The organism is Methylomonas sp. BG-2, assembly GCF_057766305.1.
On the sequence record NZ_JBYMAP010000007.1, the window covers coordinates 1 to 17,064 of the forward strand.

The window sequence follows — 17,064 nt, forward strand, 5'->3', positions numbered from 1 at the left end:
CGATACCTTTTCCAGCCTTTAGCAAAAAATCACAAGAAATTTAATTTTCAGGCCATTCGTTCATTGGCTGATCTGTTCGATACCAGTTTGACCGCAACCGCTATCCGGGCAGTAGAAGGAGAAATATCTCCTTCTTTGCTCGTTTGTCACGGCATGCAGGGGCGGAAGTGGTTTGCAAGATCGCCAAGCGTTCCTGAAAAGTGGTTTCCTCGAAATGAACTGGATTCCGACAGTTTCGCTTTTGATGTTTTATTTGGTAACGCCGTCGACGATGCTTCACCAAGGAAAATCGATGCTGATAGCTGGTTCGATAGATATGATGCTTCCCGCTATGAGATACGCGAGCAAACGGTCCGGACAGCCGAAAATGAAATTCTCACTCTGATCCTGATTGATGATGATCAAATGCTGAATGAAAGCGTCTCAAGTTATTCACGGTCGAGATAGTAAAAGCGTTATTCCTCGACCGCCGTTGCTAATCGAAAATCCTCTTCAGATAGCGAATTTGTAGGAAGTTATCTGCCATGTTGGCAGCCCTCGGATGAAAATAATCGTTCCAGCGTGGCTGGAATCAGTGCCTGATTCGCTTCGCGGATTTTGGCGTGTCGTTGTTTCAGTTCATTTTGACGGGACAGAATTTCAACGATTTTTAGCTGTTCATTTAATTCCGGCATGGGCAGTTCGATGTTCAAAAACTGCTCTGGGCGGGTACGTTCTCGGCGGGCGCCAACGCCGCGGGTTGCGGCTTGGAGCAGTGACCAAAACCAGGGCGTTCTGATCAGTTCTCCCAGATAGGCAGGGCTTGCCAGATCAGGTTTGCAACGAAACGTCCGGTACTCCGGCGAGACAAACATGCCGGCCAATTCGGGCGGACAGACTGCCAGCGCGCCTTCCCAGCCTTTGACCTGGCTAAGCACGATGGCATCGGCATACAAGTGGTTGAAGGCTCTGTATGAGGTTTCCGTTCCCGCCAATGCTGGCTTGGCGAACAGTCCGCCGCCGAATCCGCGCACGCCGACTTGAGGGTATTGTCCGTCAGGTTTGATGGGTACGGATTCCTCAAACAATTCGATGATGTCGCCCAGGCGAACCACGCGCTCTGCCGCGAATTTATGATGCAGACTGATTAATAGCGCCTCGGCAACTGCGTCGATGGCATCCAGATGTTGATCGATTTGCCGCACTTTGTTCGCCAATTGATCTAGGCGGGCAACGATGCTCTCCTGTTCGTCTACCGTAGGTAGCGGAGTATAGGACTCAAACAATGAATCAGGATTCAGGGTTCTGCGCCTATCGCCCATGCCCTTGGCGCGGCTTCCAAGGTCATCCCAAAAGCATGGTTGTCGCATGACCCAACCCAGAAATTCTCGGTTTAACCGCGATTGATCACATATAAACGTTGGAAATTGCGGTGAAACATAACAACCCGCAAAATCATTGGAGCAGAGAGCTAATGCGCCTTCCCAGCCGAATAACTGGCTCATGACAATATGTTCTGCGGATAAACGTAAGAAATACTTGTAGCTTGTGTTTCCGTTTTCTATGGTTTCCCGGTTGAATAAGCCACGACCAAAACTGAGGACACCGACCATTTCATAAGCTTTTGAAACATCGATTGGCTCCTTATGAAGATCAAGTTTTAGAATCTCGCCTAATTTAACTTTGGGCCACCGACTCATGCTTCACCTTCATTTTTGGAACCGACCAATCGCCGCGCCTCCAATTCGATCCGCGACCGCTCCAATTCCTCAGCCAACAGCTTTTCATCCGGCAGTACGGTTTGATATTCGGCGGCCAGTACCTTGTTCGGCAGGTTATCCAGGGCGTAATGCGCTTCCGCCGCGCCTTTGGCGGCGCAGAGTATCAGGCCCACCGGCGGGTTTTCGCCGGGCTTCATCCAGTGTTCGCGGGCATAATTCAGGTAAAGATGCATCTGGCCGGCGTCGGCATAGCTGAACTTGCCTACCTTAAGGTCGATCACCACCAGACATTTCAGACGGCGATGGAAAAACAGCAAGTCGATGCGAAACCAGGTATCGTCGAGCCGCAAGCGGCGCTGGCGGCCGACAAAGGCAAAGTCGTCGCCCAATTCCAGCAGAAAATCGGCTAAATGCTGGATCAGCGCGTCTTCGAGATCGGATTCCGAGTATTGGTCTTTCAGGTTGAGAAATTCCAGTACGAACGGATCCTTGATGGCTTGTTCCGGGGTGATGGCGTCATCCGGTTCGGCGTGTTCCGCTTGCGCCAACATCGCGACTTTGTTTTTCGATAAAGCCGTGCGCTCGTAAAATTGGCTGTTGATCTGCCGATCCAGTTGCCGCACCGTCCAGCCGCAACGCAGGGCTTCGGTTTCGTAGAAGCCGCGCGCTTCCGGTTTTTTGACCGAGAGCAGGCGCACGTAAGCCGACCAGGGCAGTTGGAAGGCTTCGGCCAAGGTTGTGAGGGTTGGTGATTGTCCAGACGCTGTCTGGATCATTGGCGTTGAGGAAGATTCTGCAGACAATGTCTGCAGAATTGATGCCGTGAAAGATGGCGCAGACAGTGTCTGCGTATTTCGCGCAAATATGCCAGACGGTGTCTGGCATATTTGCTCCAATGGCCAGGCCAGATAGAACGCCCGCATTTGCCAGATATTTTGGCGGCTAAATCCACGGCCAAAACGATTGGTCAAATCCAATGCCAACCGCTGAATCAACGCCTCGCCATACGCGGCGCGATCTTCACCACCTTGTTCGAATTCGACAATGCGACGGCCAATCTCCCAATAACTGGCGGTCATCAAGGCATTGACGCTACGCGCGGCGGCGCGGCGGGCGTTTTCCAGTAGATGGACGATGTCGGTATGAATGTCGCCGTAAGCGCTGGGCAAATGGCTGGATTCGCTCATTGTTCCACCTCATGTACCAAGGTTTCGATCTCGCCCAATAAACGCATCACTTCGGTTTCGTGGCTGCGCATGCTGGCGATCAGGTCTTTGGGGTCGGCGTGTTCCAGGCCAGCTTTGGCATGGGGATTCTTTTGATCGAGATTATAAATCGGCCAGTAAAGCGCATCACCTTCGATTTGTGCGGCTTTGGCGGCGGCTTCGTGGGCTTGTTGTTGGGCTTTCAGGTCACGTAGCTGAGTTTGCAAGACGGCTTTGTCGCCATTGCCGGCGGCAGATACAGCTTGTTCCAGTTCGCGAATCTGTTTGCCCAAGGCCAGCGCGGCGGCACGTTCGCTTTCGGCGCGTTGCCAATGCGGTTCGGCGGCAGCCAAGGTGGCCGCGCGTTTAGCAGCGAAATCGACTTTCCAGGCCTGCGGGGTTTCCTCGCGGTTGTGCCACCAGTTTAAGGCCGGTTCCAATTCCTCGAATTGCAACGGTGCGGTTTTGCTGTATTTCTTGCGGCCTTCCGGTAATGGCTGCTCGTAATACCAGATGGTTTCGGTGGGGCCGCCACGCTCGAAAAATAGCAGGTTGGCAGGAATGTCTGTGTACGGTGCGAATACGCCTTGCGGCAGACGGACGATGGTATGCAGGTTGAATTCCTTGAGCAGTTCTTCCTTGATGGTGGCGCACACGCCATCGCCGAACAGGGTGCCGTTGGGCACAACCACGGCGGCACGACCTCCACGTTCCGCGCCGAAGCCCGCGTAGCGTAATTTGCGCATGATGAATTGCAGGAACAGCAAAGCGGTTTCGGCGGTCTGCATGTTCGCCGGGAAATTGGCTTTGATACCGGCTTCTTCCTCGCCGCCGAACGGTGGATTGGTCAAAATCACATCGACGCGTTCGCTATGGCCGATTTCAGTGACGCGACGTTCCAGAGTATTGCCGTAACCGATCTGCGGGGCTTCCAAACCGTGTAGCAGTAAGTTCATCTGCACCAGCATGTAGGGCAGGGGCTTGGCTTCTTGGCCGAACAGGCTTTCCCGCTGGAGTTTACGGCGATCCTCAGGGGTAACTACTTGTTTCAGTAAATGGTCGTAGGATTCCACCAGAAACCCGCCGGTACCGCAGGCCGGATCGAGTACGGTTTCGCCGAGTTTGGGGTCGGTGACCTGCACCATGAAGCGGACTACCGGGCGCGGGGTATAAAACTCGCCGGAATCGCCGGCCGCATCGCGCATTTCCCGCAGCATGGATTCATACAGATGCGACAGGGTGTGAATCTCTTCGCTGCTGTTGAAATGAATGCCGTTGATCTTGTTGATGATGTCGCGCAACAAAAAACCGCTGACCATGCGGTTTTGCACGCCTTTGAACACGTTGGCGATGACTTCGCGCTGACTGCCTTTTTCGCCTTCGCCAGCCAAGCCGCGCAGATAGGCAAATAAACCTTTGCCGCGTTGGCCGTCGGGCCGGATGGTTTCATCCTGGTTGATGAAGGACAATAATTCCTCGCCGGTGACGCCGTCTTCCCGCGCCGCCCAATCCCGCCAGCGATAAGGCGATTCGACGATGGACTGATAGCGCTTGCCGTCAAGTTCGGCTTCCTGTTCGTGGAGGAGCTCCAGATCGTCGAGAAATTTCAGAAACATCACCCAGGTGAGCAGCGGCAAGCGGTCGACGTCGCCGTTCAAGCCTTTGTCTTTACGCAGGATGTCGCGCGCCGATTTGATCAATGCGGAAAGTTGTTGTGCAGTAGTTAATACGGGTTTGGTTTTTTTAGGTTTGGCCATGCAAAATTGTAATGATTATTGGTAGAGGGCGGACTGTAATTGCGACACAGCCGCTTTCAGGCCCTGAATGCCGCCGAAATGGCGGTTCGCGATTTCCGTGGGGGTACCGTATTGTTCGAATGGCTGGACTTTCATCAATTCGGATAAGGCGTTGAATTGGCTGATGCCGCGCTCGATGTATTTATCCAGCATCAGCGTGAGGATTTCGCGGGCCGTATCGCTGTGCTGACTGAATAGATTTTGTGCCGATTTACGGGCTTGCTCGGCGCGTTGTCGGCGGGTCAACAAAGGCGCATTCCACGCCAAATGGCAAAGCAGATCGAATGGGTCGGCATCCGGCACGTCGGACGATGAAGCGAGTTCTTCAAAGCTGATGCCGCGTTCGGTGAGTTCGCGCAGCAAGTCGCTACGGGTATCCGGGTTGGCCCAGTCGCGCTGAAATTCCTGGCTACCGGGATACATCGAACGCACCGCGCGGCCGGAATATTCGGTGTAGCGCACGACTTGCAGTTTCTTGCCGTCGGTATCCAGATCGTAGACCAGATGACCGATGACTTCGACCGTACCGCCATCGACATAGAATTTACGCGGTTCGACTGGCGGATCGGTGATGATTTCACCTTCTCCATCGGAAGGATTGTCAACGTCAGGGTTGCCATCGTCCGCTTGGTATTCGCCCGGTGTTTCCTGGACTTCGTCCTCGATGATCTCGACTAAGGTATCGACAATTTCGCCTTCTTCATCAATCGTGATTTCTTCAATACGCGCCGGATCGCCGTCAAAGTCCGGATCAGCGAAATGCCGGGTTGCGGTGCCGGTGAAATCGATGATGTTGAAATATTCCTTGCCGTAATCGACCTTCAGGCGCGTGCCGCGGCCGACGATTTGTTTGAATTCCGAGCGCGAACCGACCACGCGGGCTAAAACCACGTTTTTCACCATTTCGGCATCGACGCCGGTGGTGAGGAGTTGCGAGGTAGTCAGAATGGCGGGCGTGGGTTTGTCCACGTCTTGGAAATGCGCAAGATGCGTCAGGCCAATGGCGCCTTCGTCGGCGGTAACCCGGCAGACGTAATCGGGATATTGCTTGACCAAATCGCTATTGAGGTTGAGCAATTCCTGGCGCACTTCCGAGGCGTGTTCCTGATCGACGCAAAATACCAAAGTTTTGGCGAAACGGTCGGTACCTTTCAAAAAGTCCGTCAGATGTTTGGCCATGGCACGGGTGCGCGCCCGCAAGGCAATCACGCGTTCGAAATCCTTGGTTTGATATTCATCGTCCGGTACCGGTCTGCCGTAGCGGTCAAGCTCATCTTTGGAAGGTCGCCAGCCGGCGGCATCGACAGTGGTAATCACGCGATGCACGCGGTAAGGTGCCAGAAAGCCGTCTTCAATGCCTTGACGCAGACTGTAGGTGTAGACCGGATTGCCGAAGTACTGATAAGTATCACGCGAGTCTTCGCGTAACGGTGTGGCGGTCATACCGACCTGAACCGCTGGTTGGAAATAATCCAGCACGGCCCGCCAACTGCTGTCGTTGCGGCTGGAGCCACGATGGCATTCGTCGATGATGATCAAGTCGAAAAAATCCGGCCGGTATTGGCGAAATACGTCGCTGGCTGGATTGGTCAGTGCCTGATAGATGCCGAAATACATTTCCCGACCCTGGCTGACATCGTTGCCGGAGATTTTGAAACGGGCATCGCCGAACGGTGCAAACATCTTGGCCATCGGATCGTCGATCAGAATGTTGCGGTCGGCGAGAAACAGAATTTTGGGTCGTCGATATTCGCCGGTTCTATTCCAGCGGCTGTTCCACAACTTCCAACACAATTGAAACGCCACGCAGGTTTTACCCGTGCCGGTAGCCATGGTAGTCAGGATGCGCTTTTGTCCGAGTAAAATCGCTTCGATAATACGGTTGATGGCAATGACCTGGTAGTAACGAGGCGTTTTGCCGGATACCAGGTTAAAGGGTTCCAATAAGTGATTGCCGGCCGATTCGGATAATGACGCTGAAGTACTTAAACGTTGCCAGAGTTCAGCAGGACTTGGATAGTGGGCGATTAGCTTTTCGGTGCCGGTTGTGTAATCGATCTCGATAATGTGCCGACCGTTGGAGGCGTAAGCAAATTTCAGCCCTAGGATTTCGGCATATTCGCGGGCTTGCTGGACGCCGGTTTCAGCGGGGAAGTTGATGCTTTTGACTTCGACGACGGCCAGCGGGAAATCACGCCGGTAGTACAGCAGATAATCGGCACGTTTTTGTTGACTGCGGCGCACTTTGCCGCCGGTGACAAAGATACGGCCATTGGTGAAACTGCGTTGTTCGCCGATTGAATGGGGTGAGATTGACCAGCCAGCTTGAACCAATTTTGGGGTAACAAATTCGCGACTGGTATCCGCCTCGGTCATGATCGTATCGCGTTTGTTGTCCCTGTCCATTTAGCTGTTTCCCGATTAAATGCCTAACGGTTATGATGGGGTATAGGTCAAATACCGGAATATTAGCAGCTAAGCGGCTGAACTAATAAGTATTCGCTATCCTGGAAGTAGTAATCAAGCTTTCTGGCTACAATTGCCCTGTGTAACCTAAGTCACGGGCACTAACAAAATCGCAATTTAACCGCTTTAATATAAACAGGAAATAACATACATGAACAAATCCGACCTCGTCGACGCCATTGCCAGCCACGCCAACCTGACCAAAGCCGATGCCGGCCGCGCATTGGATGGTATTACCCATTCCATTCAAGCGGCATTAAAAGCAGGCGATTCCGTAGCGTTCGTGGGCTTTGGCACCTTTGAAGTGAAAGAACGTGCAGAGCGCTCTGGCCGCAATCCACAAACCGGCGAAACGATTACCATTGCCGCCGCCAAATTACCATCCTTTAAAGCCGGCAAAGGTCTGAAAGACGCGGTTCAGTGAGGTTTAGTTTAGGCCGCTCATTGCGGCCCCATTCCCCAGCCTTCCAGTTCCGACTGGCGTTTGACCGTAGGCACATTCAGATCGGTCATTCGGCCTTGAGTGCGGGTTAAAGTGTCCTGACGGCCGCTGGAGGCTGCGCCGTATTTCTGCGGATTGAGCCGGCTGCCGGTTCCGGTGAGTTGATCCAAATTCAGCATGGACGCAGCATTGGCGGCACTCGGCAAATGCCCGGTCTGAGCTAGAATCGCCAACCATTCGTCCAAATTGACCCGAGTCCAGTCCACGCGGTCCAGATCTGCGACTTTAATCCCGGTACAAGTTGGACTTTCAGGCGTACCAAAGTCCATGCCCAACTGCGGTTTGATTTGTTCGTTGAGAATGCGCGCTAGCGGTGAGTTGTAGCAGCAGTAACTTTCCTTGCGTACCCAGCACACCCCAGCCACCTTGCTTTCGCAATAGGTGCCCAGATCCGTGCAGACTTTCAACTGTTTCTTGGCGGCAAGCTCGTACTCCGGCTCCTCGCAGGAATAGACGATCTGGATGATCATGATGATGATCATCACCACGGTATAAGCTGTCATCAAGGTGCTGAGCAGTTGTCCTGCCACTGCCGCACCGCCGCCTAATTGCACACCACCGGATTGCGCGGCAGGTGTGAGATTGCCCGCCGCATCGAAAGCTGCCTGGCCACCGGCGCTGAACAAGGCATTACCGGCGGCTTCACCAAAGGTCTGGCCAATCCATTCCGCTACCGACTTCATTAATTCGCCCTTCAGTGAATCCAGTAAACCTTGCGAAGCAATGTCGCTGGTACTGAGCATGTCGGTGCCGACTAAGTCATTCACCGTCGAGGCAAAATCCGCCTGAAAACTGTTCCAGGCATCGCCGGCTAAGGTGAAAGGGGTGCGCATAGTTTCCCAGGCGCCTCGAATCGCCGAGGTGCTGTCCATGGCCATCACTGCGCTATCCATCTGACTAGTGGCGATCAGCAAATCAATATACCTGCCTAAGCCCATCGCGCCCGAGGGCGTTTCGCAGCAATCGACCAAGCTGAGTGCGCCACCGACCATTTTGCAACTGGCCGGTTTACCCTGAAATACCTGGCAAGTGGTCGGATCCTTTTGCTGGAGATTGGCATTGGCGTAGTCACAATGCAAGTCCATCGCCATTTGCTGGGCGCTGTTAAGTAAGGCGACCGCCTTGCTGAAATCCTGGCTCTGGGTCCGATTCACGCTGATACAGTCTTCGCCCATGCAGCGTATCGGCCCGGCGCATTGCTGTTGGGTATTGCTTTGAATGCTGGGAATACCCACCGTTTGCCCGCAATCATAAGTATCGACGCTGTCCCAGCAGGTGCCGGATGCTAACACACTGGTACATTGGCTTTTGATGAACGAGCAGCCTTGCGTCTCCAAAGTCGAACAACTCTTCGTGGGCGTACCATTGGCCGGTGGCTCCAAGCAATGGGTGCCAGCTGTGTCGGTCCAGCATTGGCCGTACTGATTCAGATCGCAGTTCCCGGTGGCCTGGATATTCATACAGGTATTACGGATCCCCGTCGAACTGGCTACTGGTGCTTGCGCCAAATCCGAGCCGCAGACCATCACCTGCGAAGTCGGGTCGACGTAACAACCCGAAGCGTTGGCAGGATCATTCGTGCAGCTCAATTGGCTGCCGGCCTGGCAAATGCCGTCAGTAATCGCATTGGCTAAGTTTTGGCAATTTGGACCACCCCAGCTCCATTGGTCCTGGGTGATCAGTTTCGACAAATCATAGCGGAGCCGAATCCTGGAATAACCTTCACCATTACCACCAACCATGGTTTCCTGTTTGAAGACTTTGTTGCCCGTAGTGTTGAAGGCATAGGTGACGTCGCGATTGGGATGGTCGACCCAACTATTTCTGAGTTCGCATGAGCCGCCCCAGCCGGTGGAACCGGTATAAATCAGGTTGTCGCCGTAATACACTCGCGCATGGTCGTCGAATTCCACGTCCTCCAGCGTAGCACTGACTATCGCTTCCGGATGCAATACGTTATAGGTCACTTGCCAGGTAAACACCGCGCATCTGGCTGACCAATAGTTGTCGCCGACCCTGCCAACATACAAATCCATGCAGCCAGGACCGCAACTAGACATGCCACCGTCACCGGATACAAAACTGAGTAACGGTTCGACGTTGACCTGATGCGTTGCCGTGCAGCTTTGTGGTACCGTCGGTTGCCGGAGGCAAAGCTGATAATCCGGCACCCGCACCGATTGCAGGGTGTCGGTTTGGGTTGTGATGGTCGTGCAGTCCGAAAACGACTGTGCCCAGGGCGTGAAATTGCTGAATACCTGGTCGCCGTTTTGCCAGATCGGATCGGCTTGTAAGTCAGGATGCGACTGATGAGCGTTGTCGATCAAAGTGCGATAGGCTTCGCCGGTGAAGCTGGTTTCGCCGTTCAGGGCGGTCTGTGCATCCAAACCCGCCGCTAGCAGGCCGGGGTTGTTGCCATAAAGATTGGCAAAATCGCTAGTCGTGGTTGATGTGCTATTGGTATCCGGAAACAGCGTACCGATTGAAATGGCGCTTTCTTGAGCCGTTCCCGGATTCAAGGTCAGCGTACCGTTGCCGGTATCGAGCGGAAACGCAAAGCCGCCGATAATCTGTTGACCGAGTTGTTGGCCATCACGCCCGGCGACCTGAATCGCATCCGCCCAGGAAACGCCAAACGGTGTCCAGGCCAAGGTCACGCACAAAATCGCAGACAGTGTCTGCGTAATCCGGCATTGCGGTTCGAATAAATCCCTGGTACCCATCACAACCCCACGCAGCAGTCCTGCCAACGCCACAGCAGGTAGAGATGATCTTCGCCCGGCCCCGGATAGGTACGGCCCGCACCCCACTTGAAGGTGGTTTCGCCAATGGCGTGATTGGAGTCGGTTTCGGCGACTGGGTAAAACATCGACAACCGGTATTGCGATTTGGGGATGAAGGGATAGATATTTCCGCCGCATAAGGCATCGTTACCCGAGGTTTTCCAGGCCAGCCCACGTCGGTGCAAAGAGGCTGTCGCCCGCGTGGCTAACAGACTGGTGATACGTGGGTCGGTGCCGTAACTGGTCGGCGATATCCCGGATAAGGGATACATATGCCCCCAGGCACCGGCACACCAGAACAAAGCGTCTAATGGATTGCCGGTGGCTGCCGCCGCGGCATCCGCGACGCATGCTGAAATGGCCACCGGATTGGCAAACAACGCCGTTTCCGGACTGGTAAAAAACGCCAGCAAGTCGTTGTTCCAGGTGGGATCCAATTCCGAGACATACAACAGATCGAAATCCCGATAGCCGTCACTGTTGCAGCGACCATCCCAGAACAGATCCAGCAAAATGGTCAACGGAAACGCGAAATAGTGGTAATTGAAAAAAGACATCTCGCTGGCGTCGAAGTCGGCCTTGCCGGTGGTGGCAATCAGACGCACATTTGAAGCACTGAACTTATGCCCGCCCAGCGCCGGCGAACACCAGGGATTGCGCACGATCTCGATCAGTCGCGCCGGATTCCACAGGCCCATGGTCATGCCCAGCTCGGGAATACCCATCGGATCGGTACAGAAGCAGAATTTTTCGTCGGTGGCGATACTCGGTACTGTGCCACCGCCCAGCGACGCCCCGGCTGCTCGAATCGGAAACAGACAGCTCCAGCAAATATCAGTAATCAGTTTGCCGGACCACAGTTCGGCGTCCGAGCACAACGGGTCAACGCTGTTCGTCGTGGTGTCGGCCGCTGTTACACCGGAGAACAACAGCCATAAAAATCCCAAGGCCATGATGGCCGTCCGCTGCAATCGCTTCATGATTTGGCTCCCGTTGTTGAAACAGGTAGCTTGTGTTCGCGAACCAGTAGACGGTTACCGGATTGTTCGACGATAGCGGGCACATGCTGTAATTGAAAACGGCTGCGCACATCCGGCGTCAGTAAATACACCGGTGCCTGCAGCGCGGTTTCCAAACGCTGCAAGCTTTCCCACCCAGACTGACGCGGCAGCGACGTGGCCAAATACATCACGCGGGCCTGTTTGTCCAGGCAGGACTGATGCTCAATCAGCTCGACTTGAGCTGGCACCGTGGCATCGAACACCAGCAGGCATAAGCCAAACGGCATCTTGTCCAACGGATTTACGGTCTGTCCGGCTCGGATGATTAGCTGTCCATTGGGCGCTGTCAGATCGCGCGGGGCGGTGATGGTCAAATCTACGATGCGGTCGCGATCGGCCTGAGCCTCCGGCAACACTTCAAATTTTTGCTGCTGCCAGAACTGAGCGATGGCCTGTTGCTGCTTTTGTTTCCAGTCGATGGCAGCCATCCGGCCTTTGATCTCTTCGAGCAGGTCGATTTCGACAATCTTGGCAACATCGCCCATCATTCCCAAATCACCCTGTTTGCCGGCTTTGAGTCGCTCGTCCAACCAGGACAAACTGCTGACACCTCGAACGTGTAAACGGGCTTTCCCTTCCTGTTCGACGACGATATCCGGCACGGATGTTACCGACCAGCGCTGAAAACGGGTGGGATCGATAACGATGTTGGGCAGTGGATCAATACCTTTCAGCAAACGTTTGAAGTCAGCCATCAGTGCCGGCAGTTTTTGGCCCGGTTTGGGGCCGCGAAACACCAGCAATACATCATCTCGACCTGCGGCATTTTCAAAGATACCTTTCAGTGCGGACTCACCCAGTGAAAATGAGACGAAAAATAGCGTGAGTGGCTTGCTTGAAGTGATTGTCGACTGTGGATTTTGCGATTCCATAATTAGCCCATTCGGCCGTATTGCTTGCGAGGCTTCCAATACTTGTCGCGCTTGGCGTTTCACATCCAACTGTTCAGATTGACCGTTCAACCAGTCAGGACGAGCCCGGCCTTCCAAGGACTGAAAAATAGCCTGTGAACGTTGCAACCAAGCGTCATCTGCCTGAACTTCTTGCACACTGACCCAACAGAACAAACAGACCGCCGCTTGCCGCCAAGGATTTTGTGGACGATCAAAACAACGCATAGGCCCGTCCAATCACTTGATGGTCGTAGACATAGCCCCAGTAACGTGAATCGAAGCTTTTGTCGGTTTGCCCCGTGACCCAATAGGCAGCCGGTGGAATGGTTTCATGACGTTTGAATTGGGTCGCAGGCCTTTTGAGTTTCTCCGTTAAAGGCAATCCATCGATAACCCGTTCACCGTTGATCGTGGTGTGCTGCGGATCGACGTGAATGGAATCGCCGGTGACGCCGGCGGCGATTTTGACGATGATCTGGCCGTCTTTGAAAAATGGTGCCATGCGTTCGGCGCGGAATGCAATCAAATCGCCGCGCCAGATGTCTTTGTTGTGAGTGTCGATCAAGTACACCCATTTATCCGGCAGACAGCGATCGACTTGGTCGTCGCCACCGATCAGAAAGCGTTGGCCGATATAGCGCTCCACCGCTAACACCAGTAACAAGATCGGTACCGCCTTGAGCAGAAACTGGCCCAAACGCGGTCGCGAATGTGCCCGTAGTTTATTCATACGTTTAGCGTCGGGCGTGTCTAACATAGACATCCTCTGGTGCAGCCACCACTGCTGTAGAATCGATCACTAGATAACCCGCATCACTGAGCTTTTTGGCCTGACCCTGCCAATCCTCGACGATCTTGGTCATTTGATCCTGGTTTGCATTGGGCGGAATCGATTGAATCAACTTGGCGCGATCGAGCACGAACACCGGCGTGACCAGATTCAGGCGCGCCAAGGGTTGTTGTAATTGCTGTTGTGCCGCCAACCAACCACCAATGCAGCCCAGACAGGCCGCGATTAAAACAGTGCTGAGCCATTGCGATTTAAGATCCATAAGCACTCTCCCTGGGTTTGCTGCTGCGACTGTCGATGAGTTGTTGAATGGCATCACCCAGACTAGAACCTTGCCGGCGGAGCTGCTTCAAGGCGTTGACGTCTTCGGGCTTGGTGGAAAACAGAATGCGTTTGAACGGGTCGACGATCAGCCGGCCGATGCCTGATCCCATTTCGGTGATGAAGAAAATCTCGGAATAGGCGCCGGGCAAGGTATGCACGGTTTTGAGCAGTTCGTAGCCGCCATCCGATAGTGGCAAACGGCGATCTTGTTTCATGCCTTCGATAACTTCGGCTTTCTGGCCCAATAGGTACATATTCGCCGAATTCTCTACAATGGCCCGGCCTGCAGCATTGCGGTATAAGTCGTTGACCGACTGGGTGATGGTCACTGCAGCACCGCCATATTTACGAAATCGCCGGTAGCCGTGTTCCATGAACTTGGCGACATCGCCTTCAGTCAGCAGATCCCATGCTTCGTCGATAATGACGATCTTGGGCCGGTTGCGTTCGCCGAGATACATTTCCTGCTGGATTTGGTAGATCAGTTGCAGTAACACGACCTGCTGCAGATGTTTGCGGCCTTTGAGTTCTTCCAGTTCCAGCACGGTAAAGTCATTGGTAAATTTGGCGTTATTGCTGCCATTGAAGTAGCGGCCGTATTCGCCTCGTGTGGTAAAGGGAAACAACTGCTCGCCGACATCTTTTAAGCGTTGATCTGTTTCGGCGCAGAGTTGCTTGGCAATGTCGTCGACCGACATGGCTTGGGCTTTTTCGGTCCACAGTTGCTTTAATATCCGTTTCAGACCAGCTGTCTGGAAATCGGTCAATTTCTCGGTCGGCGCCGCCATTTGGCTGACTAACCCCGCTAACATATCGGCTTCTTCCTCGAAGTTTTGCACGATCTCGAATGGGTTCATGCAGATGTTCGAACCATGAGTGAATTTGACGAAATCGCCTTCCAGTACTTCGCAGAGGTTTTCATAAGAGCGGCCGACATCGATGGCCCAGATTTGCGCGCCTTCGGTCAGGTAGCTAACGATGATTTCGTTGGTCAGGAAGGATTTGCCCTTACCGGATTCGGCGGCGATGCAGAGGTTGTAATTGCCAGTGGTATCGAACAGCGACACGGCCATGTGTTCGCCGTTACGGGAGACGAAATTCAAGGTCGGCGTGCCGGTACCCGCCCAATCGCCGAATAGCGGTAACAACGGAATTGCATGGCGGGTGGCCAAGGTACGATACCGTTTCAAATCGGCAATCGCCGAGCGTTCCGACCCAAACGGCAAACAGTTCAAGAAAAACGGCAGGCAGAAGTATTTGTCTTCCAAGAGTTGAAAACCCAGCTCTCGAAAATACACCCGCGCATTGGATACCGCCGCTGCTTCTTCGGCTTCGTCGCAAAACAGCAACACGCCGAAATAGGCCCGAATTGGCCGGTCGCCGTCGCGGTAGGCATCGAACAACACATCGAAATGATGTTTGCGTTGTACCAGCACCGGCAAAAACCGGGCAATCGGTGTATTGACCTGGTTGGTGATGAATTGCCGCACACCTTCCTGGCGAGTGCGAGTCGATTCGGCATCCGGGTAATGCAAGGTCAGACTGAGCAAAGTATTCTGGCGAATGCCACGCGTGCCTGAGAGAATATCGCCCAAGTAACTTTTGGCGCTGCCGAAATAAAAATGATCTGGGGTGCGTTTGGCCGATAAGGTCTTGACGCGCTTATGTCCCAGCCATAGACCTTTTTCATCGAGTTCGAGCGCATTGTCGTAATCCAGCAATTGATCTCGGATCAGTTGGGTCGGATCGCACTCGGGTACCACCCGGTCTTTCCAGCCGGCATCGGGCTGCCAGTTGAGAATCGTGTTCAGAAGCCGCACATACTGATCGGCACCCAATAGTTCCGGATACAGGCCGATGGTCGACAGCGATTGCTGGGTGGCCATTTGCAATTCACTGGCACGACGGATGTCGGTTTCGCCCGGTCGGGGGGATGCCATCGGCAATTTGACCGTGATCAGAATATGGCTGCGCCGCAGGCGTGCCCCCGAAATCGCTTCGGGCGGTTTGGTGGTGCCTTGCCGCAAGAACTCGATACTGGCCAGGGTCATGGTCTTATAAGTCGACTTTTGCTGTTTCAGACGCCGGGTTTGCATGATCGCCAGCGATTCCTCAATGTCCGGTGAGGTCCACAGTGATACTTGTAATAGCGTGTCGGGCGGCCAGTCCTGATTCAACAGAACATTGACGCGCGCGGAGACGCTGGCATCGGCGCCGGTCATCGGTCGGCACAAAAAACCAAAGCCAATGCTGCTATCAGCCATCAAAAACAGATGATGGTCGTACTCATAAGCCAGTACCGTGAATAACTGATCGGCACGAGGGCGTTGCGATGAGGTCATAGTGCTTTATCCTCTTCATAAAGTTGCTGCAAGGCTGAGGTTGGACATTCCGGATGTAAGCGAATCGTGAAGGGATGCCGACAAACCCGAACCGCACGCTTTTGGCGTTTCAATTGTCTGGCCCTAGCCGGATGGCAGGGGTTGATCGGCTGGCCATTGGCGTCTTGAACCCTAACGGTCCGCTTATCCTTCGCCAACGAGCTAGGGCGGCGGTTGCCCGCCGCAGTCTCGGTATCAAGTGTTGAACCGGTCATCGTGGTGAGGTCTAAATCGTGGCGGTCACGATGTTGGTGATAATGGTCGGTGCCGCAAATAGGCCGACACCACTGGCAATCCCCAGCACAAAGCCCATGATGCTGCCGCGCACGACACCGGCGACCAGGCCGACGATAACGAACACGATGGCGATAATGCGGCCGAGCAAGCCTTCCACCCAGCCGGTCAGCAAGGTCCAGACGGTGTTGAACTCGGTACCGCCGGTACCGGCCATGGCGTCATTGGCCATCAACATAAAAAATAACGATGCCAGAGTGACCAAGACCCCGGTTCGATAGGATGTTTTCATCAAAATGTCCTCTTAGGTTAAATGACGGTTGCCCGTCGAATCTCGGACGCTCAGTCCGGCAGGGTTTAAGCGGTTGCCCGCTCAGTCTCGCAGGGGGTGTGGGACCTGCGGTTAATAGGAATTAAGGTTCAGGGCAATTGTTTGCCTAATCGATTCACTGGACTCTCGTCATCAGTGGTATCGACGCTGGATCGTTTCTCCGGCGGGCGTTGCTCGACTTGTAAAGGAATCAACGACGAACCGACGGTTGGAACAGCTTTGCCGATCATCCAACGCCTGGGTTCCAGTTCGGTGTAGACGTAGTTGGACACCATCAAATCGCCGTCTGCATCTTCCCAAGGCGCAATCCAGATGCGCATGACCTGTGAGGGTGTGCGTATCGGCGTGGGATCGTCGATCTTGGGCACGGGTTGTTGTAACGGCGGTGCGATTGCCGTTGATGAGGTTGAGTCCGTACTCTGGATGTTCTCCGAAGGTGCTTCCTTTATCGCCGTATTGGTGACTTGATAGGCCTGCGTCGTCGACAGACAGCTGGGTTCATCCGGCATGCCTTTGCAGCCGTATTCGGTGGTGGCGCAGCCTGTGGTTAACACCATCAGCAACAGTCCGACGGAAATCAGGGAGTTGGGGGACATGG

The 17,064-nt window shown here is 54.1% G+C and carries 15 protein-coding genes; 2 read left to right on the forward strand and 13 right to left on the reverse strand.

Annotated features, from left to right (window positions below):
• Window positions 1-447, forward strand: a 447-nt coding sequence (locus tag AC3B8H_RS01415; protein WP_488439841.1) for a hypothetical protein, incomplete at its 5' end; no start/stop codon positions are given.
• Between the two features lie 68 nt (window positions 448-515).
• Here the strand turns inward: AC3B8H_RS01415 and AC3B8H_RS01420 are convergent.
• Genes AC3B8H_RS01420 through hsdR form a run of 4 tightly spaced genes read right to left on the reverse strand, consistent with a single transcriptional unit; the run spans window position 516 to window position 7,107 of the window.
• Window positions 516-1,679, reverse strand: a complete 1,164-nt coding sequence (locus AC3B8H_RS01420; RefSeq protein WP_488439842.1) for a restriction endonuclease subunit S domain-containing protein — start codon at window positions 1,677-1,679, stop codon at window positions 516-518.
• Window positions 1,676-2,887 carry a PDDEXK nuclease domain-containing protein gene (locus tag AC3B8H_RS01425; RefSeq protein WP_488439843.1) on the reverse strand — a complete coding sequence of 404 codons (1,212 nt, stop codon included), beginning with the start codon at window positions 2,885-2,887 and terminating at the stop codon, window positions 1,676-1,678. The genes AC3B8H_RS01420 and AC3B8H_RS01425 overlap by 4 nt, the downstream gene beginning before the upstream one ends.
• A complete protein-coding gene (locus tag AC3B8H_RS01430; protein WP_488439844.1) occupies window positions 2,884-4,662 on the reverse strand; it encodes a class I SAM-dependent DNA methyltransferase in 1,779 nt (592 codons plus the stop codon). Before AC3B8H_RS01430 ends, AC3B8H_RS01425 begins: the two co-directional genes overlap by 4 nt.
• Window positions 4,663-4,677: 15 nt before the next feature.
• Window positions 4,678-7,107, reverse strand: a complete 2,430-nt coding sequence (hsdR, locus tag AC3B8H_RS01435) for an EcoAI/FtnUII family type I restriction enzme subunit R (protein WP_488439845.1) — start codon at window positions 7,105-7,107, stop codon at window positions 4,678-4,680.
• Window positions 7,108-7,318: 211 nt separating this feature from the next.
• Between hsdR and AC3B8H_RS01440 the strand changes: the two genes are divergently transcribed.
• Window positions 7,319-7,591 carry an HU family DNA-binding protein gene (locus AC3B8H_RS01440; protein ID WP_488439846.1) on the forward strand — a complete coding sequence of 91 codons (273 nt, stop codon included), beginning with the start codon at window positions 7,319-7,321 and terminating at the stop codon, window positions 7,589-7,591.
• 17 nt (window positions 7,592-7,608) lie between these two features.
• Here the strand turns inward: AC3B8H_RS01440 and traN are convergent, their stop codons facing one another.
• The 9 genes from traN to AC3B8H_RS01485 all read right to left on the reverse strand — a co-directional run bounded on the left by traN (window position 7,609) and on the right by AC3B8H_RS01485 (window position 17,062).
• Entirely contained in the window at window positions 7,609-10,425 is a 2,817-nt protein-coding gene (traN, locus tag AC3B8H_RS01445; RefSeq protein WP_488439847.1) for a conjugal transfer mating pair stabilization protein TraN, read from the reverse strand.
• Window positions 10,392-11,405: a TraU family protein gene (locus AC3B8H_RS01450; protein WP_488439867.1), complete on the reverse strand. Its 1,014-nt coding sequence runs from the start codon at window positions 11,403-11,405 to the stop codon at window positions 10,392-10,394. Before AC3B8H_RS01450 ends, traN begins: the two co-directional genes overlap by 34 nt.
• Before the next feature lie 23 nt (window positions 11,406-11,428).
• Window positions 11,429-12,562 (reverse strand): TrbC family F-type conjugative pilus assembly protein, encoded by a 1,134-nt coding sequence (locus AC3B8H_RS01455; protein ID WP_488439848.1) that lies wholly within the window; start codon window positions 12,560-12,562, stop codon window positions 11,429-11,431.
• Between the two features lie 55 nt (window positions 12,563-12,617).
• Window positions 12,618-13,136, reverse strand: a complete 519-nt coding sequence (gene lepB / locus AC3B8H_RS01460; RefSeq protein WP_488439849.1) for a signal peptidase I — start codon at window positions 13,134-13,136, stop codon at window positions 12,618-12,620.
• A gap of 4 nt (window positions 13,137-13,140) precedes the next feature.
• A complete protein-coding gene (locus AC3B8H_RS01465; RefSeq protein WP_488439850.1) occupies window positions 13,141-13,458 on the reverse strand; it encodes a hypothetical protein in 318 nt (105 codons plus the stop codon).
• Window positions 13,448-15,862 (reverse strand): type IV secretion system protein TraC, encoded by a 2,415-nt coding sequence (traC, locus tag AC3B8H_RS01470; protein WP_488439851.1) that lies wholly within the window; start codon window positions 15,860-15,862, stop codon window positions 13,448-13,450. Before traC ends, AC3B8H_RS01465 begins: the two co-directional genes overlap by 11 nt.
• Window positions 15,859-16,116 (reverse strand): RRXRR domain-containing protein, encoded by a 258-nt coding sequence (locus tag AC3B8H_RS01475; protein ID WP_488439852.1) that lies wholly within the window; start codon window positions 16,114-16,116, stop codon window positions 15,859-15,861. Before AC3B8H_RS01475 ends, traC begins: the two co-directional genes overlap by 4 nt.
• 11 nt (window positions 16,117-16,127) lie before the next feature.
• A complete protein-coding gene (gene traA, locus AC3B8H_RS01480) occupies window positions 16,128-16,427 on the reverse strand; it encodes a TraA family conjugative transfer protein (RefSeq protein WP_196436521.1) in 300 nt (99 codons plus the stop codon).
• A gap of 128 nt (window positions 16,428-16,555) precedes the next feature.
• Window positions 16,556-17,062, reverse strand: a complete 507-nt coding sequence (locus tag AC3B8H_RS01485; RefSeq protein WP_488439868.1) for a TraV family lipoprotein — start codon at window positions 17,060-17,062, stop codon at window positions 16,556-16,558.
• Window positions 17,063-17,064 lie beyond the last annotated feature (2 nt).